This window comes from Mycobacterium ahvazicum, assembly GCF_900176255.2.
GTDB lineage: Bacteria > Actinomycetota > Actinomycetes > Mycobacteriales > Mycobacteriaceae > Mycobacterium > Mycobacterium ahvazicum.
Window position 1 is genome coordinate 282106 of record NZ_FXEG02000006.1, and the last position, 25284, is coordinate 307389.

Here is a 25284-nt window from a genome sequence, read left to right on the forward strand (position 1 = left end):
TAGGCCCACCAGTCGCAACGACACTCACCGGGTGTCAGTGTGACCGGACCCCGAAGTCGATGTCCGCAACGCCGGAGAACGGCGTGAAGCCGGCCTTGTTTAGCCACGACGGGGCTGCGTGGTGTCCCGGTTCCGGACGCGCCCAGTCCACCCACGAACCCCAGTCCTCGCGACGGAGCTTCTGTTCGAGCGTCTGCGGGTGGGCGGCCTCGGCGGCCGCGTAGCGAGCAGCGAAGCCCTTCATCTCGGGCAGCAGCCAGACGTCTTCCTCAGAACGCCATTTGCCGCCGCCGGCGTATTCGATGAATTGATACGAGGGGAAGTCGATGGGCGCCCCGCCCGGCTCCGGGTTATCGGCGCGGTTGACCACCTTGTACGCGACGCGGGCGCCGTCGACGACGTACCAGACCAGCGGGCTGTAGACCTGCGGTGCGGCGCCCATCGTCCCCTCGAGGAACTTGGTGATTTCCGCCGGACCGGTAAACGTTCCGTAGAAGTGGTCGAAGTAGGTCGCGTCGTCGGTGAACAGGCCGGCCCAGGCCTGCCAGTCCTCGAGCACTGGGCCGGTCATGAAGTAGCGCCGAAATTCCCGCTCGACTTCCGCAATGTCTGCCATCGCGCTCAGCCGCCGAGTCGCAGGCCGGTATTGCGGGTGCCGAACACGTCGGTGGCCATGATCGCGCCGAGTTTCTCTGCGTCCCAGCGCTTCTGGCCGTTGGAGACCGATGCCGCCGGATGCCAGCCCTTGAGAAGTTGGAGATGTTCGCCCATCGCACGGATCACCTGACCGCTGACGTGACCGGCCTCCGGGCTGGCCAACCAGGCCACCACCGGCGAGCCCAGTGACGGATCCTTGGGGTCGAACTCGTCCTCGGCGCGCTCATCCGGCTCGATCGGGGCCTGCGCGCCCGGCATGGACGCTGACATCCGGGTGCGCCCACCCGGGCTGATGGCATTCACGGTCGCGCCGATCGACGCCAACTCCAGGCTCAGCGTCTGGGTCAGGCCGACGATCGCGGCCTTCGCGGCGCTGTAATTGGTCTGCCCGAAATGGCCGTGCAGACCGGCGCCGGAGGTGGTGTTGATGATGCGCCCGTAGACCTTTCCGCCGGATTCCTTGGATTCGGCGCGCCACTTGCGGGCGACCGCGCGGCTGGTGAGCCAGCTACCGCGAACGTGCACTCGCATCACGAGGTCGAAATCGTCGGCGGACATGTTCCAGATCGCCTTGTCCCGAACGATTCCCGCATTGTTGACGACGATGTCCAGCCGGCCCAGCTGCGAGTAGGCTCGCTCGACGGCGAGGTCGACCTGCTCCTCATCACCGACATCGCTGAAGTCGGAAACAGCTGTGCCGCCGCGACTTTCGATGATCGCCACCACTTCGTCGGCGACCTTGCCGGTGCCCTCGCCGGACAAGCTGGTGCCCAGGTCGTTGATGATCACGGTGGCGCCGTGCTTGGCCAGCTCGAGCGCGTGGCCGCGGCCGATGCCGTGCCCCGCCCCAGTCACCAGGGCGACTTTGCCGTCGAGCAGTCCGGTCATGGGCTCTCCTCGATTGGTGCGAATACCGTCAGGAATGGGCTTTCCGGATCGGCGTCGTCGACCGGGCGAAACACCGCGGTCACCGGCATCCCGACCCGAAGGTGGTCACCGTCGGCGCCTTCGATCATCGTCATCAGCCGCGGGCCCTCGGCCAGTTCGACGATCGCGGCCACATACGGCAGGCGCTCCTTGAACGGTGCCAAATCATTGACGTAGACGGTCGAATACGTATACAGCGTTCCGGTCCCGCTCGCCCTTGTCGGCCGCACGTCCTCACTCCAGCAAAAGGGGCAGAACGGGCGCGGATAGTGATGGACCTTGCCGCAGGCCGCGCATTCGGCGATCAGCAATTGACCCTGCCGGGCGGCCTCCCAGTAGGGAGCGCTGGCCGCGTCGATCGTTGGTATGTCATTCCCTTTTTGCAAGCGGGCCACCGTTACCACCCGGTGAATTCGGTCGGTCGTTTCTCCACGAACGCCTGAACACCCTCGGTGGAGTCGTGCGAATACGACTGGATCTCCTGCGCCATTGCCTCGGCGACGAAAGCACCGGACCGATCGGTGTCGGGGGAGTCGTTGAGCAGCCGTTTGGTGAACGCGATCGCGGACGTCGGGGCTCCGGCGAGCCGGCTGGCGAAGTCGCTGACCGTGGCCTCGAAGTCGGTGGCGCTGACCACCCGGTTCACCAAACCCAGCGTGAATGCTTCTGCTGCCGAGAGCTTTTCGCCGAAGAATGCCATCTCCTTGGCCTTCTGCATGCCGATGCGGCGCGGCAGTAAATAGCAGCCGCCACCGTCGACGACCAGCCCTCGTTTGACGAAAGACTCTGCGAAGTAAGCGTTTTCGGTGGCGATCACCAAGTCGGAGGCGTATACCAGGTGGGCTCCCAGACCCGTCGCCGCACCGTGCACCGCGGCGATCACCGGTTTATTGCAGTCCAGCACGCTGGCGACCAGCCTCTGGGCGCCGTTCATGATGCGCCTCGTTGGCTCCAGCACCCGCTTCTCGCTCGTTGCACGCCGTTCGGCCAGCGATCCCACGTCGGCGCCGGAGCAAAAGTGCTTGCCGTTCGCGCGCAGCACCACCACGCGGACCTTCTCGTCGGCGTCCCCGGCGCCCAATAGCGCGATCAGCGCATCACGGTCGTCGGGTCGTACCGCGTTGGCGGCTTCGGGCCGGTTCAAGGTGATCGTCATGACGCCGTCTGCGATGTCGGATAGCACCGCCGCTTGTGTGCTCATGGTGTGTAGCTGGCCTCGAGGTGTTTGATGCCGTTGACGAAGTTCGATCTCAGCATGACCGGTTCGCCCGCCGCGGTGATGTCCGGGTAGCGCGCGTAGAGCATCTCGAACGCCACGTTCAGCTCCAGGCGGGCCAGGTGTGCGCCCAGGCAGAAGTGCGGTCCCGGGCCACCGAAAGCGATGTGATTGTTGGGTTTGCGACCGATGTCGAAGCGCTCCGGCTGGTCGAACACCGCGGGATCGCGGTTGGCGGCGGGATACCAGACCACCACCTTGTCGCCGGCGTTGAAGGTGTGAGTAACCGCGCCCTGCGAGTCGGTCAGCGTCACGCCATCGCGGGTTACCGTGCGGCGCATGTGAATCACCGGGCTGGCGTACCGCAGAATTTCCTCGACCGCGGTGGGCGCCATGTCGCCGTAGTTCGCCAGTAGCCGGTCACGCTGCTCGGGGTGGGCGCTGAGAATGAGCAGCCCATGGGTCAGCGCATTGCGCGTGGTCTCGTTGCCGGCGCCGATCAGCAAGATGAAGAACTTCGCCAACTCCTGGGGGGTCAGATTCTCCTCGTCCGAGGTGACCAGCTTGCTGATCACATCGTCGCGGGGATGCGCAATGCGGTCCTCGGCGATCTGCTTGAGCAGCTCGATGAGCTGCTCGCTGGTGTCGGTGACGGCTGCTTCGATGCCGGCGACGGTCTGGTCGGGTACGTACTCGGGATCGGAGGCGCCCAGCACGACGTTCGTTGCCTGCACGATGAATTGTTCATGTTCGCGCGGGACGCCCAGCATGTTGTCGATGATGCGCAGCGGCAGAAGGGTGGCGAACGAGGAGACGAAGTCGCACCTACCCGAACGCGGCATCTCGTCGAGAATTTCGGCGGTGGTTTCGTGGGCCAGGCCGCGCAAATCGGAGAGCATGCGGGGAGTGAAGCCGCGCGAGACGATCTTGCGCAGCCTCATGTGTTCGGGATCGTCCATGTCGATGATCGAGCCGCGGTATTCGCGCATCTCGGCGGTCTGGTCGAAGATCTGCGTGCCCTGGCCGGAGCTGAACTCGCCGGGCCGGCGGCTGATGTCGACGACGTCGCGGTGGGAGCCAACCGCCCAGAATCCACGGGGCCGCGGTGAGTCGGGTCGGTTGGTGCGGACGAACACCGGGCCGCCGGCCTCGCGAAGGCGCCGGTAGAGCTCGCTGCGGTCAGCTGGACGCTCCTGCCACCACCGCAAATCGATCAGCGGCGCGAACTGCTGCTCGTCGGTCTCGATTGCGCTCACAGCACCCGATTCTGGCACCCATGTCACTTATAGGCAATGCCGGGGTGCTCGATCAAACGGGGCAATGACACGATATTTGTTCGCAGCAGGCGCGAGTTATCTAACATTGGTGTCACTGCAGTCGGAGGAGCGGAGGAGAGCACATGACCTTACGGGTCGGCATCATCGGCGTCGGTTGGGGCGCGCATGTGCAGGTGCCCGGTTTCCGGGCGGCGAAGGGTTTCGATCCCGTCGCGCTCTGTGCCCGTACACCTGATCGCCTGGAACGGGTGGCGACCAAATTGGGCATCGAACAGACCTCCACCGATTGGCGGTCGTTCGTGACCCGCGACGACCTGGACGTCATCTCGGTCGCGACGCCCACTGCGCTGCACCATGAGATGACGATCGCCGCGCTGGCGGCGGGCAAGCCCGTGCTGTGTGAGAAGCCACTGGCGGGTGACCTGCAGGCTGCCCGCGACATGGTGCGCGCTGCGGCGGATGCCGAGCTGCCCACTGCCTGTTGCTTCGAGAACCGTTGGAACCCCGACTGGTTAGCCGTCGCGGACCGGGTGCGCTCGGGCTTCCTCGGTTCGCAGTACTTTGCGCGGGTCAGTCGCAGCGCGTCCTACTGGCATCCGAGTCATCCGCTGCAGGCCCATTGGATGTACGACCGCGAGCAGGGCGGCGGCTATCTGGCCGGCATGCTCGTGCACGATCTGGACTTCTTGTGCAGCCTGCTCGGCCGCCCGGTATCGGTGTGCGCCGAAGTCCGCACCAGCGACCCGGTCCGCGAACTGCCCGACGGGGGGACTCTGGCGGTCACCGCCGACGATACTGCGGCGCTGCTGATGCGTATGGAGTCCGGGGTCACCGTCGTGTTGAGCCTCACGGTCATGGGCGCCCACGCCGACTACTACCGCCTGGAGTTGTTCGGTTCCGATGGCACCATCATCGGCGACGGCGAGTTGCGTTCTGCGGCGTACAGTCTCGGCACCGCCACCGATCCCGGACTGAGCCCTCTGACGGTTGATGAACGCGAGCCCGCGTACCCCGAGCGGTTGCCCGGCGGGTTGGCGGGCCACGCGAGCAGGGCGATGGCGCTGATGCTGCAGGACTGGCTGCCCGCGTTCGACGGGGGCCCCAGCGGCGCGGCCACCTTCGAGGACGGGTTGCTGTCGCTTGCGGTGATCGATGCTGCGCATCGCTCAGCTGAAGGCGGTGGTTGGGAGCCCGTGCAGGCTTGAGACGCGGGTCGAGCAATCAAGGAAGGGAGCTGCCCGATGAAAGGTGGACCGTCGATCAAGCATCTCGACGATGTACCGGCCGAGGAAATGCTGCGTTACGAGTTCGCTGATGGTCGCACGGCGTCGATCTGGGAGAAGTGGATCGAGCTTTCTCCCCGTTACTTCGCGTTCTGGAACAAGTGGGACCCGGGTGCCATCTCCTCGCAGCACGGTCACACCGGCGATCACAGCAACTTCATTCTGGCCGGCGAGATCCGTTGCGGTGACGTAGTCGCCCGCGCCGGTACGCACATCATGCTCGAGTGGGGGGACGTGTTCGGACCTTGGGAGGCCGGGCCTGAAGGATGCGAACTGTACGGGTTCATCGCCGGTGAGGGACAACCGTTCAGCGGCGATACCACCGCCTACGAAGCGTTGCTAAAGGCGCGTGGCGCCCGATCGGTACCCTTACCGATGCCAAAACGCTTGCCGCCGTGGATACTTGCCAAACTAGGTCTGCCATTCACCTCATCGACCACCAACTGGACGGCGTCGACCTGAGCCGCTCGGGTGTCGTGCTCGTCGTCGGAGCTAGTTGAGGGACGAGCCGGCGTCGACCGTGACGTGTCGGCCGGTTATCGCTCGCGATTCGTCCGCTGCCAAGAACGCCACCGCAGCGGATGCGTCAGTGTCAGCCCAAGTCGCCGCTGGCCATAACATCGTCGAAAGCGACGCACCAGCCTGATTGCCTCTGCAATCCACGTCGAGCATGACGGGCCGATGCAGCCGCCCGGCACGCCGCACTTCGCCGGCATCCTCCGCTCCGCTGACGGTGTTTACCCGGATACCTTGTGGCGCTAGTTGTTTGGCCAGCGTCTTCACGTACTGCAAGACCATCGACTGAGCGAGCTCATATGCTGCCCCACCGAGTCCCTGCGGTCGATCGAGAAATGGTCCTTGCGGGGAGAATGTGGGACCGGAAGCGATGAGGGACGATCCTTCGACCAACCGGGGCATCGCGGCGCTGAAAGTGTTGACCACGCCGATGAAGTCGACGTCGAATGTGTCTATGAAGGCCGCGATTGGGGCGTCCGGCTGAGTCGGGGCAATGGCGGCGCTGGCCACGACGATATCGAGTGCGCCGAGTTGCCGCACCGCGGTGTCGACGGCGATCTCCATTTCGGTTCGATCGCAGACATCGCACCGATACACCAGTGTTTTTCGGTCGAGCTTCTCGATCATCGTAGCGGTGCGGTCGAGGTCTTCGCCCGTCGCGAGTGGGTAGTCGCACGATGGGATGTTGTCGCACAGATCCACCAACACGACGTCTGCGCCTTCCCAGGCCAAACGCAGCGCGTGGCTTCGACCGCGACCCCTGGCTGCGCCGGTCACGAGCGCCACCTTGCCCGCGAGACGTCTACTGGTCACGACCTTCTCCGGCGAGAAGTCCCTCGGCGGGCGGATAGATCAGTACGCCCCGGATATTGGCGCCGGCGTGCATGTCGGCGTAGCCGTCGTTGACCTTCTCCAGCGGGTAGGTGCGAGTCACCATGGATTCGAGGTCGACCTGGCCGGCGCTGTACAACTCAAGGATTTTCGGGATGTCGGCACGCGGATTGCCCGAGCCATAGAGGGTTCCGATGATCTGCTTTTCGGTCAGGGTGAGGTCCATCAGGTTGGCCCGGATCTCGCGCTCCAGCATCGGGTGGATGTTGGTGACCACCAGCCGGCCCCGCTTGGCCGTCATGGCCAGCGCCCTGCCGACCAGTTGGCCGTCACCGACTCCCATGGCGCAAATGAACTTGTCCACGCCACGGTTCCAAGTAGCCTCGGCGACAACATCTTTGGCTTCGTCCCAGTCCGCTGCGGTATGCGTGGCCCCCATCTTCACCGCTTCGGCCCGCTTGTACTCCGACGGATCGATGACCGTGATCGTGCGGGCGCCCGCGAGCCGGGCACCCTGTACCGCCGCGGCGCCGATGCCTCCGACGCCGGCGATGGCGACCGTGTCGCCCGGCCGGACCTCGGCGGCGTACACCGACGATCCCCAACCGGTGATGAAGCCGCAGCCGAGAAGGCAGGCCAGGTCGAGGCGATAGTGGTCTGGGACCTTCACGCAACTTGCCTCGTGCACCACGGTGTGGTGCGCGAAAGAACCGACGCCGCAGGCCAGCGCCAGGTCTTCGCCACCGAGATGGTGGCGGGCGGTTCCGTCGTGAATCTGCATGCCCGAGTAGATCTTTGCGCCGAGGTCGCACAGGCTCTGATGCCCTGTCGAGCATGAGGGACACCGGCCGCACGACGGAATGAAGCTGAACACGACGTGGTCACCCGGCGATAGCCACGACACGTGTTCGCCGACGGACTTGACCACGCCCGCACCTTCGTGGCCGCCGATGCAGGGCAGCCGGATCGGCATGTCGCCGGTGACGAGGTGGTCGTCGGAGTGGCACATGCCCGAAGCGTGTAGTTCGATCAGTACCTCGGTCGCCTTCGGCGCATCGAGTTCGATGGTCTCGATGGACCATGGCGTGTTGCGTTCGAATAGGACCGCTGCCTGGGTGTGCACTGCTGTGCTCGATTCTCTCTGGCCTTCCGGCCCCTATCGGATGATGGCTTGATGTTCGACAAACCCGGCGATGCCCTCGGGGCCGCCTTCGCGGCCGATGCCGGACTGCTTGAATCCACCGAACGGGCTGGCGAAATCGAGCACCGCGGTCGAGTTGACGGCCACCGAACCGACGAGCAGTTGGGCCGCCACCGCGGCCGCCCTTTCCTCGTCGGCGGACCACACCGCCCCGACCAGGCCGTAGCGGGAGTCGTTGGCGATGGCCACCGCCTCGGCGGCATCGGCATCGGCGTCGGCGGTGTCGTCGTAGGCGATAACGACCGCGACCGGGCCGAAGACCTCCTCACGGGCGATCTCCATGTCGTTGGTGGCCTCGACCAGCGCGGGGGAGACGTACCAGCCTGGGCGGTCGGGCCGTTCGCCGCCGACCAGCACGGTGGCGCCGTCGTGCCGCGCGCGATGCAGGAACCCCTCGACCCTGCTACGCGCGGCCTCGTTGATCAGTGGACCGATGTCGGTGGCCCGGTCGGCGGGATCTCCGACGACCAACCCGGCGACCGCGGCGGTGAGTGCGGTCACGAACTCGTCATATCGGCTGCGCGGCAACAAGATACGGGTCAGCGCGGCACACAGCTGACCGTTGTTGCCCATCACGCCGGTGACCAAGCCGGGTACCGTCGTCTCGAGCGGCGCGTCGGGTAGCACGATGGCGGCGGACTTCCCGCCCAGCTCGGTGCTGCAGCGGCGGATGCGGGAGCCGCACGAAGCCGCGATCCGCGCGCCGACGGCCGTCGATCCCGTGAAGCTGATCTTGTCGACGCCTGGATGATCGGTCAGCAGCTCGCCGGTTTCGGCACCGCCGTTGACGACGTTGACCACGCCGTCGGGCAGGCCGGCTTCCTCGATCGCCTCCATCAGCACGCCGAATTCGAGTGGAGCGTCAGGCGATGGCTTGAGCACTGCCGTGCACCCCGCGGCTAACGCCGGACCGAGCTTCAACGCGGCGATGAACAGCGGCGTGTTCCAGGGCACGATGGCGCCGACCACGCCGACGGGTAGTTGACGTACTTCGACCGTGCCGCCCGTCATGGAAGGCCGCCGCGACGAGAAGGGATAGTCCGGCGTGATCGCCGCGTAGGCGCGCAGTACACCGACCGCGGTGATGACCTGACCGAACGTGCTCCAGGATCGCGGCGAGCCGATCTCCGCGGTGGTCAGGTCAGCCAGTTCGCTTTTGCGGGCGTTCAGCGCCTCGGCGAGTCGGCCCAGCGCCGCGCCGCGATCGGCGGCGGGCACCCGCCCCCAGGCCGGCAGGGCACTGCGGGCGGCCGCGACCGCGGAATCCACTTCCGCCCGGCCGGCGAGACCCACGGTGCCCAGCAGCTCGCCGGTGCTCGGCGACATCACATCCAGCGTCCCGGCGTGCGCTTCCGACACCCATTTGCCCGCGACATAGCTCGCCGCCAACTCGACCATGGCCACCGATTCTGGCAGCTATGTCATCTTTGGACAAGCGGTTCATTGGCTGTGAAGCGATGATTTGGTTCCAGTTCTGTATTTTTTCTGACACTATTGGTCACTATGAACGCTTCGCCTGACAGTCTCGCTGACGACGGCGCCGGACGGACATGGGAGCTGATCGTGGAACGCGGCAAGATCGCCGAGTTCGCCGAAGCCATGATGTGTGACGATCCGGCCTATCGCGGTCCGGACGCCATCATCCCGCCGACGTTCCTGACCACCGGCGGACGCTGGGCGCCGGCCGGTGCCAGGGTGGACGTGGGGTTCGAGCGCAAGCGCTTGCTGCACGGGGAGCAGGAATACACGTTCCACGCCGCTCCGCCCGCCGCCGGCGACGTGCTGATCGCGCAGGAGCGGATCGTCGACCGCTACTCGAAACCCGGCAAGCGTGGGGGCACAATGCGTTTCGCCACTGTGGTCACCGAATACCGCAACGAGCAGGGAGCACTCGTCGCCGAGGCCAAAGCGACCTTCATCGAGACGGCGGCTAAGCAATGACGGTGACCACCACTGCTGTGAGTGTCGGTGCACGTGCGCCGGTCCGTGACTTTGGGCCGCTGACCCGGCAGATGTTTGTCCGCTATGCGGGCGCGTCCGGCGATCTCAACCCCATGCATTACGACGATCAGCTCGCACAGTCCGCAGGCTATCCCTCGGTGTTCGCGCAGGGCATGTTCTCTGCGGCACTGCTGGCCGGGTTCGCCACCGACTGGCTGGGCGCTCGCTGCGTGCGCCGTTTCGGTGTCCGCTTCCGCGAGCAGGTCTGGCCCGGCGACGTGCTGACCTGTTCCGGCACGGTGACCGCGGTGTCGGCAGAAGCCGACGCCGACCGGGTGAGCGTGGAGCTGACGGCCGCACGACAGACGGGCGGGATCGCAATTGCGGGCTCCGCTGAGTTCCTCGTCCCGAGAAACACCGCTGGGCGCGACGCGGGCAGCACAGATCGGCCATAGGCTTAAGCCCGCCATGTCCGAAGCCTCGATCGTCCGCAGGGCCAGTTACGGCCCGTCCAGCCCCGCCGTGGGTGCTCGCGGTGCCAGCACCCGAGGCCGGATCGCCGAGGTCTCGCTGGAGCTGTTCGGTCGGCTGGGGTACTTCGACACGTCGGTCGACGCGATCGCCAAGGCAGCGGGGGTGTCCCGGGCCACCTTGTACCAGTACTACAAGGGCAAGGACGAGATTTTTCTGGAGCTGCTCAATGAATGCGGCGGCGCGTTGTTCCGGGTGGCGCGCCGCATCGGCGCGCTCGGGCCGGACGAGGTGGGTTTCGACAATCTGAACTGGTGGCTGGGCGAATGGAGCTGGGTGTTCGACAAGTACTCCACCATGTTCGTGCAGTGGACGGCGATCGCCTCGTCGGACACCAAGGTGCGCCCCGAAATCACCCGCTTCGTGCGCAGCTACAACCATCGCATCGCCGAGCGGCTCGCCGCCTCCGGCCTGACGGGGCTGGACCCGGAGGTCGCGGCCATGACGATGACCGCGCTGGTGCACCGCCTCAATCTGTTCGTGCACACCGACCGGGCTTACGGTCGCAGCGCCAAGGACGCGGTTGACACGCTGTCGGTATTCCTGCAGCTGATGCTGTTCCCCGATACGCCGCGGTCGGTGTTGACGTCTTTAGGTCTGCATGCCAGCGCAGACCCGGCGGCGGACGTGGACGCGCTCGAAGTGCCCCCGGCGCCAGACGTTTCGGGGCTGCCGGTCAGCGAGCGCACCGCCAGCCTCAGTAAGCGTGCCGTCATCACGGTGAATGCTCTGGCCGATGCCGGCGCCGCTCAATTCCGCGCGCGCGGCTACCGCAGCACCAGTGTCGACGACATCGTCGAGTCGGCCAGCGTGGCGCGAGGTACGTTCTACAAGTATTTCAAAGACAAGCAAGATCTGCTCGCTGCCGTGGCCGCCGAAATCTACAGCGCCGGAATGGCGTTCGCCGACCGGATCGCCGAGGTGGATCCTGTGGGCAAAACGTCTACGCTGCGGCACTGGCTGGGCACCTACGTCGAGTTCTACGACAAGTATTCGGGCTGCATCGAGGCGTGGGCCGAGGGCGCCACCGACGATCCGACGATCGTCAGCATCGGCGAGAACGGACAAGTGCAGATGGACATCGGGGTGGCTAGGATGCTTATCCGCGGATCGGATCGGTACCCGTTCGATCCGGTGGTCTCGGCGCTGATCTTGCGGGCGCTGGTCACGCGCCTGCCGCAGGCGGCCCTCGATCTGCCCGAGCCGATCAACGACGACGAACTCATCGATGTGTTGATCACCTGCATCCGCCGCGGGTTCTTCGGACGCAAGGAGTAAAACGGGCTCCCCGCCTATGCCGTCGTAACACCTTGGGCGACAAGACCATCGATCGCCTTCATCGAATATCCCAACTCGCACAATATTTTTCGGCTGTGCTCACCCAGCGCGGGCACGTCACCGATCAACGGATCGACGCCGGCCAGCGCAGCGGGCGGTGGCAGCGCGGCCGCCGGACCGCCCGGTGTCTGAATCTCCTGCCACCGGTCCCGGCCGACGAGCACCGGATGCAGCCACAATTGGTCCACATCATTCATCCGGGCATGTGCCACGCCGGCCGTCTGCAGGCGCTTCTCGAGCTCTTCAGAGCTCAGCCGCGCGGCCGCTGCAGCGATGATCGCCTCCAACTCGTCGCGGTTCGCCACCCTATCGGGATTCGTGGCGAACCGCGGGTCGGCGACGAGATCCGTTCTGCCCAAGACGGTCTCGCAAAGTCGCTGCCATTCGGCTGGATTCTGCACGGCGAGTAGGATGGTTTGGCCGTCGCCCGCGGTGAATGGGCCGTACGGCGCGATCGTCGGATGCCGCGCACCCGTGCGTGGCGGCGCCGTTCCGCCGTACCGGCCGTAGTAGAGCGGCTGCGACACCCACTCGACCAACGCATCGAACAACGACACCGATACCGGGTGTATCGCACCGGTCGTGGCGCGCGTGTAGAGCGCGGTGAGGATCGCGGAGAAGGTGAACATGCCGGCAGCGATATCGGCGATAGATACACCGGTGCGCGCCACTTCGTCCGGCGAGCCGGTCACCGATAAAAGTCCAGCCTCGGCCTGTACAAGAAGGTCATATGCTTTGCGGTCGCTCCATGGGCCGTCCTGACCGTAGCCGCTGATCGTGGCCGTAATGGTTTGCGGGTGCGTGCGGGAAACCGATTCGGCATCTAATCCCAGCCGGGCTGCTGCGCCCGGTGCCAGATTTTGCACCAGCACGTCGGCGCCCTCCAGCAGACGGTCAACGATGCGTCTGCCTTCGGGTTGCTTGACGTCTACGGTCAACGACTCTTTGCGGCGATTGAGCCAGACGAAGTAGCTTGACTCGCCGTGCACCGCGCGGTCGTAGCCACGGGCGAAGTCGCCGCCCTGCGGTCGCTCGACCTTGATCACCCGCGCGCCGAGATCAGCGAGTTGGCGGGTCGCATATGGCGCCGCGACTGCCTGCTCGAGGCTCACCACAGTGATGCCTGCCAACGGGGCAGTCGTCATGCGGTGCCTCCGAGGATGATATGACGAAGATGTCAGAAGAACGATATTAGTTTGTTGTCTTCAATTCGAATAGCATATGACGTAACGAAATCTACATGTACGCAGTGTCAGATGACGGCTGGACTGGTCAGGTGGGAGGCCGCGACGGCCATTCCGGTGATCCATTCCGGCACCGGCTCGTAGACCAGCGGCGTGACCGGCCGGCCGCCACCTGCCGCGCCGGCGGCAAGCCAGGTCCGGACCTCGTTGGCGCCCGCACCGGCACGGGAGTGGGCGGTGTCCACGAGTTGAACCAACGCAGCGACATCCCACTTCGACATGGCATCCAACACTTCGCCGTCCCAATCGGGACGTATCTTCGTACGCGCGTCCGCCATACCCTCGGCGATCATGCGCGCCCGGTCTTCGTCGCTGAGGTCGTAGGTGTCGACCTCTAGACTCGGCGGTGAATGTGATAACCCTCCGGTGCCGATCACCAGCACCCGCTCGGCGATCCCGTCTAGGAACCGGCCGACTTCCGCACCGAATTCAGCGACCCGACGACCGTTCGGCAGCGGAGCCGTGGCACAGTTCACCGGCACCGGGATCACCGGCTTGATCGCCAACTCCCCGAGTAAGTCCCGAACAGGTTGCGCGAACGCGTGATCCAGCCCGATGTCGCGACATGCGGCGACATCGAACCCGGCCGACAGCAGGTGTTCACACAGCTCGCGTGCCAACTTGGACGGGACATCCAGGTCGCCGGCCGGGTGGCCGCCCTCGGCCAGAATCGACGCGGACAGCGCAACCCCGAAGGCGGGCACCACATGGCGAAATGCCCGACGATGGTCGCCGCCGAACACAATGACGACGTCGGGATCGAACTTCTGCGCTTGCTCGGCCGCTGATGTCAGTGCCGAGCGGAACCGGCGACCGAAGGCGTGTTCGACATCGCGTTCCTTGCCCGGGCTGTGGCTCGCGCAGACCACCAACCGCTCCGACGTCACGCTCATCACCTCTTCGCTTGAAGTGACACCAATGTTAGATGAGTCGCGGTCCGGCCATTGCATCACACCGTGATGACGATGCCTTGCGTCAGCGCCACGACGGCGCCGAGGATCACGATGAACGCGACGCATGCCGCAACAAGACGGACGGTCTCTCGGCGCAGCGCTGCATCGGTCTGCGGAGGCAGGAAGAATTCGGGGGCCAGATCTTTCATGCGGTCGCTTGCCACCGCGACTCCTTTCGTATCACGGAACGAAGGGGCTGTCGGCGCCGGTCATGGTGCGCAACACCACCAGCGGAATGATCAGGAAGACGAAGAAGGTGACCTGGAAGACGATGAACCAAGCGCCGAGCCGCATGAGTTCGAAGCGCCACCGGGGAATCACTACGTCGTAGTTGAGGTAACCGTCGAATTCTTGCCGTTTGGTCAAGACCGCTTGCCGGGCAGCCAAGGCCGTTCCGCCCCGACTTTCGGTGCGGCCGGTCGGATGCGACCCGGTCCGCGGGACGGTGAAACGATCCAAGCGGCAGAATCGCTCGAAATGATTGAGGCCGCGAATCGGCGGTTTGCCGGCCCAGTAGGCGATTAGGTTGGGCCACACACACATGATGCCGATGGTCCAGAGCAGCGTGATGCGACCCCCGTTGCCCCACTGGAGAACGGGTCCGATGCCGGGATCGTATGTCCACCAACCCATTGCCGTAGCGGTGCCCTCGACCACGAAGTCCCAGACGTAGTTAACCGGAATCGCAAGCACCAGCATGGATTTGAGCATGCTCCAGCCGAACCGCGTGGATACCCATTGACTCAGCCACAGCACCAGGATCGCGTGCACTCCCCAATACACCGCGTACGCGAATGGCATGAACAACGGATCGTTGGGCGTCTTGATCGGCAGCCACTCGAGCAGATGGTGTTGCGCGAAAGCCGGACTGTAGAACAGCATCTGGCCCCAGTCACCAATCGTCTCCATCCAGTACACCGCGAGGCTGTTGAACAGGAACAGAAACCCCCACGTCAGGCGCCGCCGCCGGATGACATCGGCGATCGCCAGAACGATGAATATGCTGCCGGCGATCGGTATCACCCAGTTGAAGAACCAGACACCGGATGGATGGAGGGTCGCCGGTGGCGCCAGCTGTGACGTGGCGACAAGCATCGTTGCCTCTCAGCGAGCAAGGGAGGGATCGGGCTCCATCAAAACCGATCTTTCTACGTATATAACCTAGTTGACTACATCGCTTTTGTCAGCGGAGTTTGTGACCAGGTGTGCCGACGCGGCCATTGGCGGGTTGCGGGGCTGTAGATGAACGCTGCGCGGATGAACGGACTGTACGGCCAGTCGCATACGTTTTCGATCCCGGACATTGACACTATGGCAGTGAACTGTCATCTTTGGTTAGTCGTGCCAAAGGAGTTGCGCAGTGACGGATCTGAAGTCGCCTCGAAAGGCAGAGTCGTCGGCCACCGAGCCCGCGCGGATCAAGACCATTCGGCCGGTGCTGTTCTGGTCGAGCGTCGGTGCGGTTTTCGTCGTCATCGCCGCCTACGTCTACATCTCTTGGATAGCGTCAGGCAATGCGACACCGGTGAATCCGGGGCCGGATCCGATCCCCGGAGCCACTCGTTTGGCGATGACCGCCTTCCAGATCGCCTGTCCGATACTGGCATTGATCGCGATCGTCTACGTAGTCCGCAAGAGCATCCGCGAGCGTCAACTTTGCGTCGAAGCCGCCGTCGTGATCGGCTCGGCGATCGCCTGGTGGCACGACCCGCTGATCAACTGGTTTCAGCCGGCATTGTTCTACAACGCGGGGCTGCTCAACTTCGGCAACTGGACGCAGAACATCCCCGGCTGGCTCAGCCCCGACGGTCGACTGATGGCCGAACCTGTGCTGATGATCGGAATGATCTACGTCTGGATGCCGCTGGCCATGGGCTCGCTCGCCCGCTGGGGCATGGGTCGCGCCCGGAACAGGTGGCCGGCATTGGGACCCGTCCGCACCTTCTGTGCCGGTTGGCTCACGGTGTACGTGATCGAGTTCCCGCTCGAGATCTTCGCCGTGCGCCACGGTCTGCTCGGCTATCCGGCGTCGATTCCCAGCGTCACATTGTGGGCGGGTCAGACCGTGCAGATTCCGCTGTACGGCCCTATCCTGTGGTCGCTGGTGCTGAGTTCCAGTGGCGCACTGATGTTTTTCCGCAACCATGACGGCAGAACCCGGGTCGAGGCGGGCGTGGAGACGTTGGAGTGGGCCGGACCAGGGATCAGAGGGCTGCTCAGGGTGCTGGCGGTGACCGGCTTTTTGCATGTGGTGGCGATCGGTCTGTACGACGTGCCGGTGAACCTCGCCGGCTTCTACGCCGGTCCGACCCAAACCTATCCAAGCTATCTGCGTACCCAGTACTGCGGACCGGGAACGCCCCGGCACTGCCCCGATGGCACCCGCATGGCAGATCGTTAATTCACGGCTATTTGAGGACCGCGGGCAGCGCGGCGAATTCCTGGCGTATCAAATCATCAAGCGAGCGACCCGGTGTTGACAGCCACTGGTTGAGGGCGCGCTCGACCAGCAGCATGCCGACTGCCGCCAAGAGCCGGCATTCGCTGTCGGGTGCCGGCAATCGGCGTCGTTCGGCGATCACCTTGGCGACAGTCTCGGCGTTGGCCTCATGGTTTTTACGCTCGCGGCCCAGCAGCACCAGCGACGATGCAACGGCGTCGTGGTATTGCGCGATCCTCTTGCGGATGCGCTTGAGGCCCGGCGCCAGCAGAGCGAACGAATTGGCCAATGCCTCGAAATCGGATGCCTTCTCCGGTTGAGCCAGGTAAACGCCGCTGACCGCGTCGATGAAGTCGTACTCACCGAAGAAGAGCACCGACTCTTTGGTGGGGAAGTAGCGGAAGAAGGTTCTCGGTGAGACGCCGACGCTCTCCGCGATCTGGTCCGTGGTGGTCTCGTCGTACCCGTTCGTGCTGAACAGGTTCAGGGCGGCGTTGAGCAGAGCATTGCGGACCCGGTCCGCGTGCGCGTCGCGCGGTGATCGGTCGCCCCGGGCCATTGCCCAACCTCCTCCTGCGTACGACTGTCCTGACAGTACAACGATCACGGGTGACGGCACATCGTTGACACCTGCCGTTACACCAACGATACTTCCAACGTATGACAGTTGACTGTCAAACGACCCAAGCGCCGGCCGGTGCGGGGTAGAGAGGATCTCCGTCTCGATGACCGAGCTCGGCACAACCGGAACGTTCAACATCAACGATCTGCCCTTCGCGGAAGACCGCACGCGTGCTTGGCGCGAGCTGCGGGAGGCCGGTGAGGCGGTGAGTTCTGGCGAGGAGATCGTGCTCACCAGCGCCGAGGCTGTCGAGTTCGCGGCGAAGAAGCCTGAAATCTTCTCTTCGGCAAGGGCTTTCGACCGGCTGGGAAGCCCGGTTCCGTTGGTACCGATCGCGATCGATCCACCAGATCACACCCGCTTCCGGCGCATGCTCGACCCGTTCTTCAGTCCGAAGAAGATGGCCGAGCGTGAACCCGAGTTACGCCGGCAGGCCGGCGAATTGATCGATGCAATTGTTGCCCGCGGCGAGTGCGACGTGGTTCCCGATCTTGCGACACCGTTTCCCTCGCAGGTTTTTTTGACCCTCTTCGGGCTGCCCATGGCCGACCGCGACCGGCTGGTGCAGTGGAAGGACGCGATTCTGCAGTTCACCGATCCGAGCAGCAGCGAGGCGACCCCCGAGGTGATGGCTCATGCGCTGGAATTATTCACCTATCTGACCGAGCACATCGCCGAGCGGCGCGCCGATGCGACCGGTAACGACATGCTCACCCAGCTGATCCAGGACACCGACGAAGGAGGAATGTCCGACAACGAAATCCTGGGTCTGTGCTTCATGTTCGTGCTGGCCGGCCTCGACACCGTCACCTCTGCCGTCGGGTTCTCCCTGGCCAGGCTGGCGGCCGACGACGAGATGCGCCGGCGTATCGCGCACGACGTCACACTCATCCCGGCGTTCGTCGAAGAGATTCTGCGTGTCGACGGCCCGGTACCGTTCGCGCCACGTGTCACCACGGAGGAGGTGGAAGTGGCAGGCAGGTTCGTGCCCAAAGACACCACGGTGATGCTCAGTTATGGCAGCGCCGACCGCGATCCGCGCCGATACGAGGATGCCGACGAGCTTCATCTCGACAGCAAGGCCGTGCATTTCGCTTTCGGGCGTGGACCGCACCGCTGTCTCGGTTCACACCTGGCGCGTCTCGAGCTCCGCCTCATCCTCGAGGAGTGGCACTCACGCATCCCCGAATACACTCTTGCGCTGGGCAAGCCGCCACAGATGCCGTGGCCGACCGGGACGATGTCCCTGCAGTCGGTACCGCTGTGCATCACGCCGTCGGCGCGGCGCCAGTAATCTGGCGGCTGCCGTGCGAAGGCTCAGCCGACCTTCGGGATTATTTCCTCCGCTACCCATTGCATGTGGTCGAGGTAGGCGTTAAGTCCTTCCAGCTCTGGCGGATTCACCCAGGTATCCGTGACGCCGCGCTCGGCCAGCATGTTGCAGTTGTCGATCACCTGCTGGGCATTTTGGCCAAATTGCGCGTTGGGATCGTCGATGATCGCGTGCTCTTCACCAATGGACAGCACCGCCAGGCTGTAGAACAGGGAGAACGGCCGATCATCGAACTCTGGTTGTGAGCGCAGGTAATCCATCTTTGCCGGCAGTTCGTCGGGCTTGGTCAGCCACGGTGCCCAGCCGTCACCGAATTTGGCCGCCCGGCGCAACACCGCGTCGGCGTCTCCGCCCATCCACACCGGGGGGTGGGGCTCGGAGATGGGCTTGGGTCCGAACGCGACGTCGTTGAACTTGACGAACTCACCCTCGAAGGTCGGCGAATCACTGTCCCACAACTCGAACATCGCGGCCAGACATTCGTCCGCGATGCGACCGCGCTTGTTGAAAGGAATGCCGATCGCGTCATATTCGTCCTTGAGCCAGCCGACGCCGACGGTGGCTTGGGCCCGACCGCCGCTGAGCCAGTCGAGCGTCGCGATCGCCTTGGCCATGACGACAGGGTTGTGCAACGGCAGGATCGTCACCATCGAGCCGATCGTGATCGTCGAAGTGGCGCCCGCAATAAAGGCCTGAGCGGTGGTCGCGTCGAAATAGTGGTTACCGGAAAACTCGAGATGGCTAGTCGAGGTGAGGAAATGCTCGGGCAGGAACACCATCGAGTAACCCAACTGCTCCGCACGTTGAGCGACTCGGGCGATGTCGGCGCCGGTGAGGTGGTGTTCCCACGGCTGCGTGATCGCCGCGACGTGCATGCAGTTCGGCAGATTGACGGCGAATCTCATGTTGCGCCCTCCGATTTCCTGGGCCGGTGGCGGACCGCCGACCGAATGATCCGACGGCTCGTCGAGCGTGACCCGCTCATTATGACAGTCAGCTGCCAATCGTCAAGATCCAAGTGGCCAGCGTTTGAAGATGCGGATTGTCTTACGCAGCGGCTCGTTCAGTGCGACAATCGACTGCAGTTTGGACAGTGAACTGTCAGTCGATACGACCAGGAGAACCATGTACACCGGCCCCGCGGTGCCATTGACCGATCCGATCCGAGGCAGCAGCGAGCCCGGCCGGCTCTGGACCCTGACGAACGTTGGCGAAGCCACGCCGGACATCCTCTCCCCGCTGTGCTGGTCACTCTGGGGGACCGGTGTCGAGTTCGCTTCCCGCGGCGGCCTGTACGACTTCGGAGTGCTGGGGCGCTCGGCGCTTCGGGTACCCGACGACCCGAATCGGTGGAGCACCGCCTGCTTCTTTGGCAGACAAGCGATGAACGTCGATCGCGCCCGCGAACTTGCCGGGTTGCTGCCCGGAATGACCGGTGACGACTTTGAGCGTGATTTGTTGGGCGCAGTGCGGCCCGATGCGGTTCCGACCCGGAGCGACCCCAGCCGGCTGCCGGCAGTCGTCGTCAAGGCGCCGTTGGTGCTGGCGCGAGCGCGGTCCGCTCCGCGCCGCCTACACCAGCGCCAGATGGACTGGTGGCGGGCAACCGTACTAACTGGACGAGGGCCTGATCCGCGCAATCTGCTCACTGATTCCTCCAACCGGTTCAGCGCGGCGATGCGGGTGCATGTTCGTACCCGTCTCATCCTCAATGTGTTTCGCGCACAGGTCGAATCGATTGCCGCCAAGGCGGGTCGTGATGATCTGGTGCCCGCGCTGTTGGCCGGGTATGGCGGCGTGATCGAGACCGAATTGGCCGATGACGTGTGGTCGTTGGGGCACGGCCGGATCACGTTAGACGAGTTTCTTTCTCGGCACGGTTTCCATGGTCCCAACGAGGGCAATGTGATCGGTCATTCGTGGCGGGAGGACCCAGAGGCGGTCCTGCGTGCGGCCGCCGCCCACAGCGGCAGGCCCGAGTCCGACCGCCCGGCGGTGCGTGCAGAACGTGCAGCCGCGACGCGCCGGAAAGCCGAGGCCGACTTGCTCTCAACGCTTCCCGCGGCGCGACGCCTGTTGGTGCGTCGCCTGCTGGCGTCGACGGGGGCTCAGGTGCGAGCCGTAGAACTGACCAAGGCCGCGTTCCTGACCGCCGTTGACGGATGCCGCGCGGCAGCCGGCGGGTTCGGTGCCGAGCTGGTCGACGCCGGGACGCTGGATCGGGTCGACGACGCCTGTTACCTGACCGTGGACGAACTGCTGGTTCCGCTGCCCGCGAACGTGCGCGAATTGGTGGAGTTTCGCCGAAGCCGGCGCGAGGAGTACCGGCGCCTTGAGGTGCCGTCGGTTTTCACCGGGATGCCCGAGGCCATCGAAAGCTCAAATGAGCCGGCTTCAGAGGATGCCGTTATTCGCGGAACGCCTGCAGGTCCAGGGGTCTTCGAAGGCACGGTAAGGGTGGTGGTTGATCCGGAATCGCAGGATACCCTCGACGACGGCGAGGTACTGGTTTGCAAGTTCGTCGACCCTGGCTGGACCGCGTTGGTCTCGCTGGCGGGTGCCCTGGTAACCGACATGGGCAGTCCCGCCAGTCACGGGGCGATCGTCGCGCGGGAGCTCGGTATCACGTGCGTGGTCGGAACGGGCAACGGCACCAGGGCATTACGCAGCGGCGATGTTGTGCGGGTGGACGGGACCACCGGCGAGATCGCATTGCTGGTCCGGTCCCGGTCCACGGTGCAGAAGTGAGCGTGCAGCCGGGCGCGCTCTCCTCGGGTCTGCCCGCGGCCAACGAGCAAGTCGTGACCAGTTGCCCGCCGGTACCGGGCTGGACCGAGAATCTGCTGTTCACGCACTACGACCCAGTGCGCGACGTCGGCATGTGGCTGCACCTGGGCACGGTCGCCGACATGTGGGAGATGTGGGAGGACCGTGTCCTCATCGCGCTGCCCGCGGATCGGGGAGTGTTGTCCATGTGGGCGTATCACCGCACTGTGCCCGAGCGCCGGCCCGCGGGAGCCAATCTGGCTTTCCGGTGTGAAGAGCCGTTCGCGAAATGGCACATCACTTTTGACGGATTCTGTGTGCGGTCTTCCTATGACGCGATGCGCTGCGCACCATTGCCCGACGGGCCCAAGACCCACGTTCGCCTGGATCTGGAGGTGCACGGCGTGACCCCGGTGTGGGACGCCGAGGCCAGTCCGCCGACCGACTCGGGCGCCGGAATGGCCGAACAGAGCTGGGCCAGAGAACATTACGAGCAGCTCACCCGTGTCGTCGGCGAGGTGACCGTAGGATCGGAGACGTTCCAGTTCGACGGTGGTGGCTGGCGCGATCATTCGCGTGGGCCACGCGGGGCCGACACTCTCACCGACTGGGGTGGCCACGTCATCGCCGGGGGAGTCATGCCCAGCGGCCGCGCATTCGGCTTCTGCAGGTATTGGGCCCGCGATGGGCGTGTCACGCTGCAGGGTGCTTACGCGGTCACCGACGGTTCACTGCGACACGTGAAATTGGAGGAGATTCCGCCGCCGGCGGTGTTGCAGCGCGACGGTGAGCAATTTGGCTGCAAGCTCGACGGTCAACCGATCGAGGCCACCATCTGCTCGTCGCTGTGGCTGTCGATGGCCGAGGGCCTGCCCTATGGGCTGGTTAATCCGGCGCAGGCCTACACCGTCAGCTGGGCCGAGGTGACATGGGGCGGGGAGACCGGCTACGCCTACCTCGAGAGATCGAGTCTCACCGGTCCGCCGCCTCGTTGACTATGACAGTCGACCGTCATAGTGTGACTTAATCCCGGCCGTTGCGAAAGGTATCCGACGTGGCTCCGAATCTCTTCATAGCGCTCACCAATCCGATCGACGGTCAAGATGAGGCCTTCAACAAGTGGTACGACGCTCAGCACTTGCCGGAGGTTCTCGACGTCCCGGGGGTCGTGGCCGCACAGCGTTACGACATCGTCGAACTGAAAGTCCCGGACGACCAAGAATTGCCCGCTCAGTTGCCGCCGCCGACCCACCGCTACATGGTGATCTACGAGCTGGACAACGAGCCCGAAGTCGTGATGGCGGAATTCCTGAAACGAGTCATGGCCGGAACGCTGTCCCTAGGGGAGTGGCTCGATCTGACCACCATCTCCCTGACCGGATGGGCGCCACGCGGCAAACGCGTTCTGGCGGATAGCTAGTGGGCGACTTACTTGCTGTCATCCACGCTCAACGCGCGTGTCGTCGTTTTGATCCGGACGGCAAGGTGCCCGATTCCGACGTCGAGCGGATGCTTGCCGCCGCGGTGCACGCACCGAGCGCGGAAAACACCCAGCCTTGGACGTTCATCGTAGTCCGCGACGACCGCAACCGCGCTCTCCTCGCGGGGTGGTGGACAGAAACATGGAACGCGGGCGGAGGTGACTTCGTCAAGCAGAGCGTCGAAGACAAGGCATTGGTTGCTGACCTCGAGTTCGGTTGCAGTAAAGGAGGTTTCGCTGCGGCGCCGGTGGTCATCGTGGTATGCGCTGACACGGACCGGGTGCCGGAGATCTATGCGCCGCCGTCGATTTACCCGGCTGTGCAGAATATGCTTCTGGCTGCCGCAGACCTTGGCTACGGTTCGTGTTTGACCACCGGCTTGACCACGTTTGGTGTCGATCAGGTGCGGGAGCTGTTGGAACTGCCGCAGAATCTGATCCCGATGGCCGCAGTCTATGTCGGTCTGCCCGCACGCAAGCTCTCACCGCCTCGCCGCCGCCCGGCCACATCGCTGACATGCCGCGAGCGGTTCGGTACACCGTGGTGACCAGATTGGAGAGCCGCTAATGCCCTTGGCGATCACCGAAGATCATCGCGCCCTCGCCGAAGTAGCGGCCGCAATGGTCGCCGGGCGTGCCGGCCCCGCGGGCGCCCGCCGGATCCTGCTCGACCGTGAGAAGAGCGACCGCTGGTGGTCCACCGACGGACTCTGGAAAGAGATGGTCTCCACCGGCTGGCTTGGCCTGCATATCGACGAACGATTCGACGGCCAGGGTTACGGTCTGCCTGAACTGACGATCGTGTTGGAGCAACTGGGCCGCGCTGCGGTGGCCGGACCCTTCCTGCCCACGGTCGCAGTGTCTGCGGTTATCGCTGAAGCCGGGACGGACGGGCAGCGGGAACGGTGGTTGCCGCGGCTGGTGTCTGGTGACGTGATCGCAGGGATCGGCACCGACGGCGGTGCTGTCGTTCGCGATTCGGCGGTCACTGCCGCTGCGGTACCGGCATTGGCCGAGTCAGGTGCAGACCTGTTTTTGCTTCCCGCCGGTGACGACCTCGTGCTGCTGGCGGCCGGTGAGGGCGTCAGCATTCGAACTATCGAATCGGTAGATCGGCTGCTGGCCCCGGTCGTGGTACTCGGCCTGAAGTCGGCACCGGTACTTGAAATCCTCCCGGGTGCGGCCGGGACGGCGACGCGGATCCTTCGACTGCTGGCCGCAGCCGAGGCAGTTGGCGGGTTGAGCGCGTGCACCGAGATGGCGACGGCTTACGCCGCCGGGCGCGAGCAGTTCGGCAGACCTATCGGCTCGTTTCAAGCAGTCAAACATCATTGCGCGAACATGCTTGTCGACACCGAACTCGCAGTCGCCGCGACCTGGGACGCGGCTCGTGCCGATGGTGCGGAGGCCGGGCTGGCCGCGACCATGGCGGCCGGACATGCGTTGACCGCTTATCAGCGGGTGGCCTTGCAGAACGTGCAGGTGCATGGCGGCATCGGGTACACCTGGGAGCACAACGCTCACCTCTACATCAGACGGGCTACGGTTCTACAAACCTTCGCCGGCGACCAGGATGCGTTGCGGGACAAAGTCATCGCGCTGCAACGCGACGGCGTTCGCCGACGCCAGTCGGTCGACCTGCCCGAGGGCGCCGAACAGTATCGCCAGGCCGCACTGGATTTCCGGGCAGAACTGGAGGCGGCCGACGCCGACGATCACCAAAGGCTTTGGGCGCGCAGCGGTTATCTTCAACCACATTGGCCCACTCCGTACGGCCGGGCCGCCGACAGCGTCGAGCAGCTCATCATCGAGGACACCCTGGACGGTTTGGACAAACCCAGTCTTGGCCTCGGTGAATGGGTGGTCCCAACGCTACTGCAACACGGTAGTCCTGAACAAGTCGAGCGACTGATCTGGCCGAGCCTGGAGGGTGACCTGCGGTGGTGCCAGCTGTTCAGCGAGCCTGGCGCCGGCTCGGACGCGGCGGCGGTTGCTACCAAGGCCAGGCGGGTCGACGGTGGCTGGGTGGTCAACGGTCAGAAGGTGTGGACCAGTGATGCGGTGAACTGCCAACGCGGCCTGGCCACCGTGCGCACCGACCCGAACGTGCGCAAGCACAAAGGCATTACGGCGATGATCATCGACCTCGCCGACCCGGCCGTGCGCATTCGCCCGCTCACCGAGATCACCGGTGAGACGCTGTTCAACGAAGTCTTCTTCGACGACGTTTTCGTGCCCGATCGTGATGTGGTCGGCGGTGTGAACGACGGGTGGAGCGTAGCGATGGCGGCCTTCGGCAACGAGCGCGTGTCGATCGGCGGCGGCTCGGTCACCATGACCGCCGGCGCTTTGCTCGATCTGCTGGCCCGCCATCGGCCCGGTGACACCGGCATCGCCCGCGAGGTCGGTGCGCTGCTGATCGAGTCCTACACCTTGGCCACGCTGAATCTGCGGCAGGCCGCCCGAGCCGTCTTCGACGCCGGGCCCGGAGTCGAAGGCAACATCGCCAAATTGTTCGGGGCCGAGCACGCTCAGCGGGTGGCAGAGTTGGCGCTGCGAATTGCCGACCGGGCCATCCTGGTCGGAGAGGAACCCAATGTCGTACACGACTATCTGTTCAGCCGGTGCCTGACGATCGCGGGCGGCACGTCGGAAATTGTGAGAAACCTGGTCGCCGAACGCATTCTGGGCCTGCCGCGCGACCCGGCGCCTAAGTAGATCGGAGAAG

The 25284-nt window shown here is 64.7% G+C and carries 25 protein-coding genes and 1 pseudogene; 12 read left to right on the plus strand and 14 right to left on the minus strand.

Annotated features, from left to right (window positions below; translation table 11 throughout):
• Positions 1 to 34 precede the first annotated feature (34 nt).
• The 5 genes from MAAFP003_RS28430 to MAAFP003_RS28450 are packed head-to-tail and all read right to left on the minus strand — an operon-like array spanning position 35 to position 4056.
• Complete coding sequence (locus MAAFP003_RS28430) at positions 35 to 616, minus strand: nuclear transport factor 2 family protein (RefSeq protein WP_036473842.1); 582 nt, start codon at positions 614 to 616, stop codon at positions 35 to 37.
• Between the two features lie 5 nt (positions 617 to 621).
• The gene (locus tag MAAFP003_RS28435; RefSeq protein WP_036473844.1) at positions 622 to 1545 is read right to left on the minus strand and encodes an SDR family NAD(P)-dependent oxidoreductase; all 924 of its coding nucleotides are present in this window, start codon (positions 1543 to 1545) and stop codon (positions 622 to 624) included.
• A complete protein-coding gene (locus tag MAAFP003_RS28440; protein WP_036473846.1) occupies positions 1542 to 1988 on the minus strand; it encodes a Zn-ribbon domain-containing OB-fold protein in 447 nt (148 codons plus the stop codon). The genes MAAFP003_RS28435 and MAAFP003_RS28440 overlap by 4 nt, the downstream gene beginning before the upstream one ends.
• Positions 1982 to 2785, minus strand: coding sequence for an enoyl-CoA hydratase/isomerase family protein (locus tag MAAFP003_RS28445; RefSeq protein WP_036473848.1), 804 nt, complete (start codon positions 2783 to 2785; stop codon positions 1982 to 1984). The genes MAAFP003_RS28440 and MAAFP003_RS28445 overlap by 7 nt, the downstream gene beginning before the upstream one ends.
• On the minus strand, positions 2782 to 4056 hold the full coding sequence (locus MAAFP003_RS28450; protein ID WP_036473849.1) for a cytochrome P450: 1275 nt from the start codon (positions 4054 to 4056) through the stop codon (positions 2782 to 2784). Before MAAFP003_RS28450 ends, MAAFP003_RS28445 begins: the two co-directional genes overlap by 4 nt.
• 143 nt (positions 4057 to 4199) lie before the next feature.
• Here MAAFP003_RS28450 and MAAFP003_RS28455 point away from each other — a divergent pair, with 143 nt between their 5' ends.
• Together MAAFP003_RS28455 and MAAFP003_RS28460 are read left to right on the plus strand one after the other, a co-directional pair.
• Entirely contained in the window at positions 4200 to 5282 is a 1083-nt protein-coding gene (locus MAAFP003_RS28455) for a Gfo/Idh/MocA family protein (RefSeq protein WP_036473851.1), read from the plus strand.
• Between the two features lie 36 nt (positions 5283 to 5318).
• Entirely contained in the window at positions 5319 to 5822 is a 504-nt protein-coding gene (locus tag MAAFP003_RS28460; RefSeq protein WP_036473853.1) for a cupin domain-containing protein, read from the plus strand.
• A gap of 30 nt (positions 5823 to 5852) precedes the next feature.
• On the opposite strand, the gene MAAFP003_RS28465 is transcribed toward MAAFP003_RS28460, so the two are convergent.
• From MAAFP003_RS28465 to MAAFP003_RS28475, 3 genes are read right to left on the minus strand one after another with little or no spacing between them, the layout of a single operon-like run.
• Positions 5853 to 6689 (minus strand): SDR family oxidoreductase, encoded by an 837-nt coding sequence (locus MAAFP003_RS28465; RefSeq protein WP_330981755.1) that lies wholly within the window; start codon positions 6687 to 6689, stop codon positions 5853 to 5855.
• Positions 6679 to 7830 carry a Zn-dependent alcohol dehydrogenase gene (locus MAAFP003_RS28470; RefSeq protein ID WP_036473856.1) on the minus strand — a complete coding sequence of 384 codons (1152 nt, stop codon included), beginning with the start codon at positions 7828 to 7830 and terminating at the stop codon, positions 6679 to 6681. The genes MAAFP003_RS28465 and MAAFP003_RS28470 overlap by 11 nt, the downstream gene beginning before the upstream one ends.
• 33 nt (positions 7831 to 7863) lie before the next feature.
• Positions 7864 to 9306 carry an aldehyde dehydrogenase gene (locus tag MAAFP003_RS28475; RefSeq protein ID WP_036473857.1) on the minus strand — a complete coding sequence of 481 codons (1443 nt, stop codon included), beginning with the start codon at positions 9304 to 9306 and terminating at the stop codon, positions 7864 to 7866.
• A 105-nt stretch (positions 9307 to 9411) separates the two neighbouring features.
• Here MAAFP003_RS28475 and MAAFP003_RS28480 point away from each other — a divergent pair, with 105 nt between their 5' ends.
• The 3 genes from MAAFP003_RS28480 to MAAFP003_RS28490 are packed head-to-tail and all read left to right on the plus strand — an operon-like array spanning position 9412 to position 11658.
• Positions 9412 to 9849, plus strand: a complete 438-nt coding sequence (locus tag MAAFP003_RS28480) for an FAS1-like dehydratase domain-containing protein (RefSeq protein ID WP_176234843.1) — start codon at positions 9412 to 9414, stop codon at positions 9847 to 9849.
• Complete coding sequence (locus MAAFP003_RS28485; protein WP_036473858.1) at positions 9846 to 10304, plus strand: MaoC/PaaZ C-terminal domain-containing protein; 459 nt, start codon at positions 9846 to 9848, stop codon at positions 10302 to 10304. Before MAAFP003_RS28480 ends, MAAFP003_RS28485 begins: the two co-directional genes overlap by 4 nt.
• A 13-nt stretch (positions 10305 to 10317) precedes the next feature.
• Complete coding sequence (locus MAAFP003_RS28490) at positions 10318 to 11658, plus strand: TetR/AcrR family transcriptional regulator (RefSeq protein ID WP_036473859.1); 1341 nt, start codon at positions 10318 to 10320, stop codon at positions 11656 to 11658.
• Positions 11659 to 11672: 14 nt separating this feature from the next.
• Here the strand turns inward: MAAFP003_RS28490 and MAAFP003_RS28495 are convergent, their stop codons facing one another.
• The 4 genes from MAAFP003_RS28495 to MAAFP003_RS28505 all read right to left on the minus strand — a co-directional run bounded on the left by MAAFP003_RS28495 (position 11673) and on the right by MAAFP003_RS28505 (position 15010).
• Entirely contained in the window at positions 11673 to 12863 is a 1191-nt protein-coding gene (locus MAAFP003_RS28495; RefSeq protein WP_036473860.1) for a CaiB/BaiF CoA transferase family protein, read from the minus strand.
• 107 nt (positions 12864 to 12970) lie between these two features.
• Positions 12971 to 13855 (minus strand): 3-carboxyethylcatechol 2,3-dioxygenase, encoded by an 885-nt coding sequence (locus MAAFP003_RS28500; RefSeq protein ID WP_084163677.1) that lies wholly within the window; start codon positions 13853 to 13855, stop codon positions 12971 to 12973.
• 56 nt (positions 13856 to 13911) lie between these two features.
• Positions 13912 to 14064, minus strand: coding sequence for a DUF7156 family protein (locus MAAFP003_RS29335; protein ID WP_420029214.1), 153 nt, complete (start codon positions 14062 to 14064; stop codon positions 13912 to 13914).
• Positions 14065 to 14095: 31 nt separating this feature from the next.
• A complete protein-coding gene (locus MAAFP003_RS28505) occupies positions 14096 to 15010 on the minus strand; it encodes a spirocyclase AveC family protein (RefSeq protein WP_156959197.1) in 915 nt (304 codons plus the stop codon).
• A gap of 475 nt (positions 15011 to 15485) precedes the next feature.
• On the opposite strand from MAAFP003_RS28505, the pseudogene MAAFP003_RS30210 reads away from it, so the two are divergent.
• Positions 15486 to 16157, plus strand: a pseudogene (locus MAAFP003_RS30210) (spirocyclase AveC family protein); the annotation flags it as partial.
• 166 nt (positions 16158 to 16323) lie between these two features.
• Here MAAFP003_RS30210 and MAAFP003_RS28515 read toward each other — a convergent pair.
• Complete coding sequence (locus tag MAAFP003_RS28515; RefSeq protein ID WP_036473862.1) at positions 16324 to 16914, minus strand: TetR family transcriptional regulator; 591 nt, start codon at positions 16912 to 16914, stop codon at positions 16324 to 16326.
• A 166-nt stretch (positions 16915 to 17080) separates the two neighbouring features.
• Between MAAFP003_RS28515 and MAAFP003_RS28520 the strand changes: the two genes are divergently transcribed.
• A complete protein-coding gene (locus tag MAAFP003_RS28520; protein ID WP_036473864.1) occupies positions 17081 to 18271 on the plus strand; it encodes a cytochrome P450 in 1191 nt (396 codons plus the stop codon).
• A gap of 23 nt (positions 18272 to 18294) precedes the next feature.
• Here MAAFP003_RS28520 and MAAFP003_RS28525 read toward each other — a convergent pair whose 3' ends face one another.
• Positions 18295 to 19215, minus strand: coding sequence for a TIGR03619 family F420-dependent LLM class oxidoreductase (locus MAAFP003_RS28525; protein WP_036473866.1), 921 nt, complete (start codon positions 19213 to 19215; stop codon positions 18295 to 18297).
• A 220-nt stretch (positions 19216 to 19435) separates the two neighbouring features.
• Here MAAFP003_RS28525 and MAAFP003_RS28530 point away from each other — a divergent pair, with 220 nt between their 5' ends.
• Genes MAAFP003_RS28530 through MAAFP003_RS28550 form a run of 5 tightly spaced genes read left to right on the plus strand, consistent with a single transcriptional unit; the run spans position 19436 to position 25274 of the window.
• Entirely contained in the window at positions 19436 to 21058 is a 1623-nt protein-coding gene (locus MAAFP003_RS28530) for a PEP-utilizing enzyme (RefSeq protein ID WP_036473868.1), read from the plus strand.
• On the plus strand, positions 21055 to 22071 hold the full coding sequence (locus MAAFP003_RS28535; RefSeq protein WP_036473869.1) for a hypothetical protein: 1017 nt from the start codon (positions 21055 to 21057) through the stop codon (positions 22069 to 22071). Before MAAFP003_RS28530 ends, MAAFP003_RS28535 begins: the two co-directional genes overlap by 4 nt.
• A 59-nt stretch (positions 22072 to 22130) precedes the next feature.
• Positions 22131 to 22496, plus strand: coding sequence for a DUF4286 family protein (locus tag MAAFP003_RS28540; protein WP_036474172.1), 366 nt, complete (start codon positions 22131 to 22133; stop codon positions 22494 to 22496).
• Complete coding sequence (locus tag MAAFP003_RS28545) at positions 22496 to 23104, plus strand: nitroreductase family protein (RefSeq protein WP_036473871.1); 609 nt, start codon at positions 22496 to 22498, stop codon at positions 23102 to 23104. The genes MAAFP003_RS28540 and MAAFP003_RS28545 overlap by 1 nt, the downstream gene beginning before the upstream one ends.
• A gap of 19 nt (positions 23105 to 23123) precedes the next feature.
• Entirely contained in the window at positions 23124 to 25274 is a 2151-nt protein-coding gene (locus tag MAAFP003_RS28550) for an acyl-CoA dehydrogenase family protein (RefSeq protein ID WP_036473873.1), read from the plus strand.
• Positions 25275 to 25284: the final 10 nt, after the last annotated feature.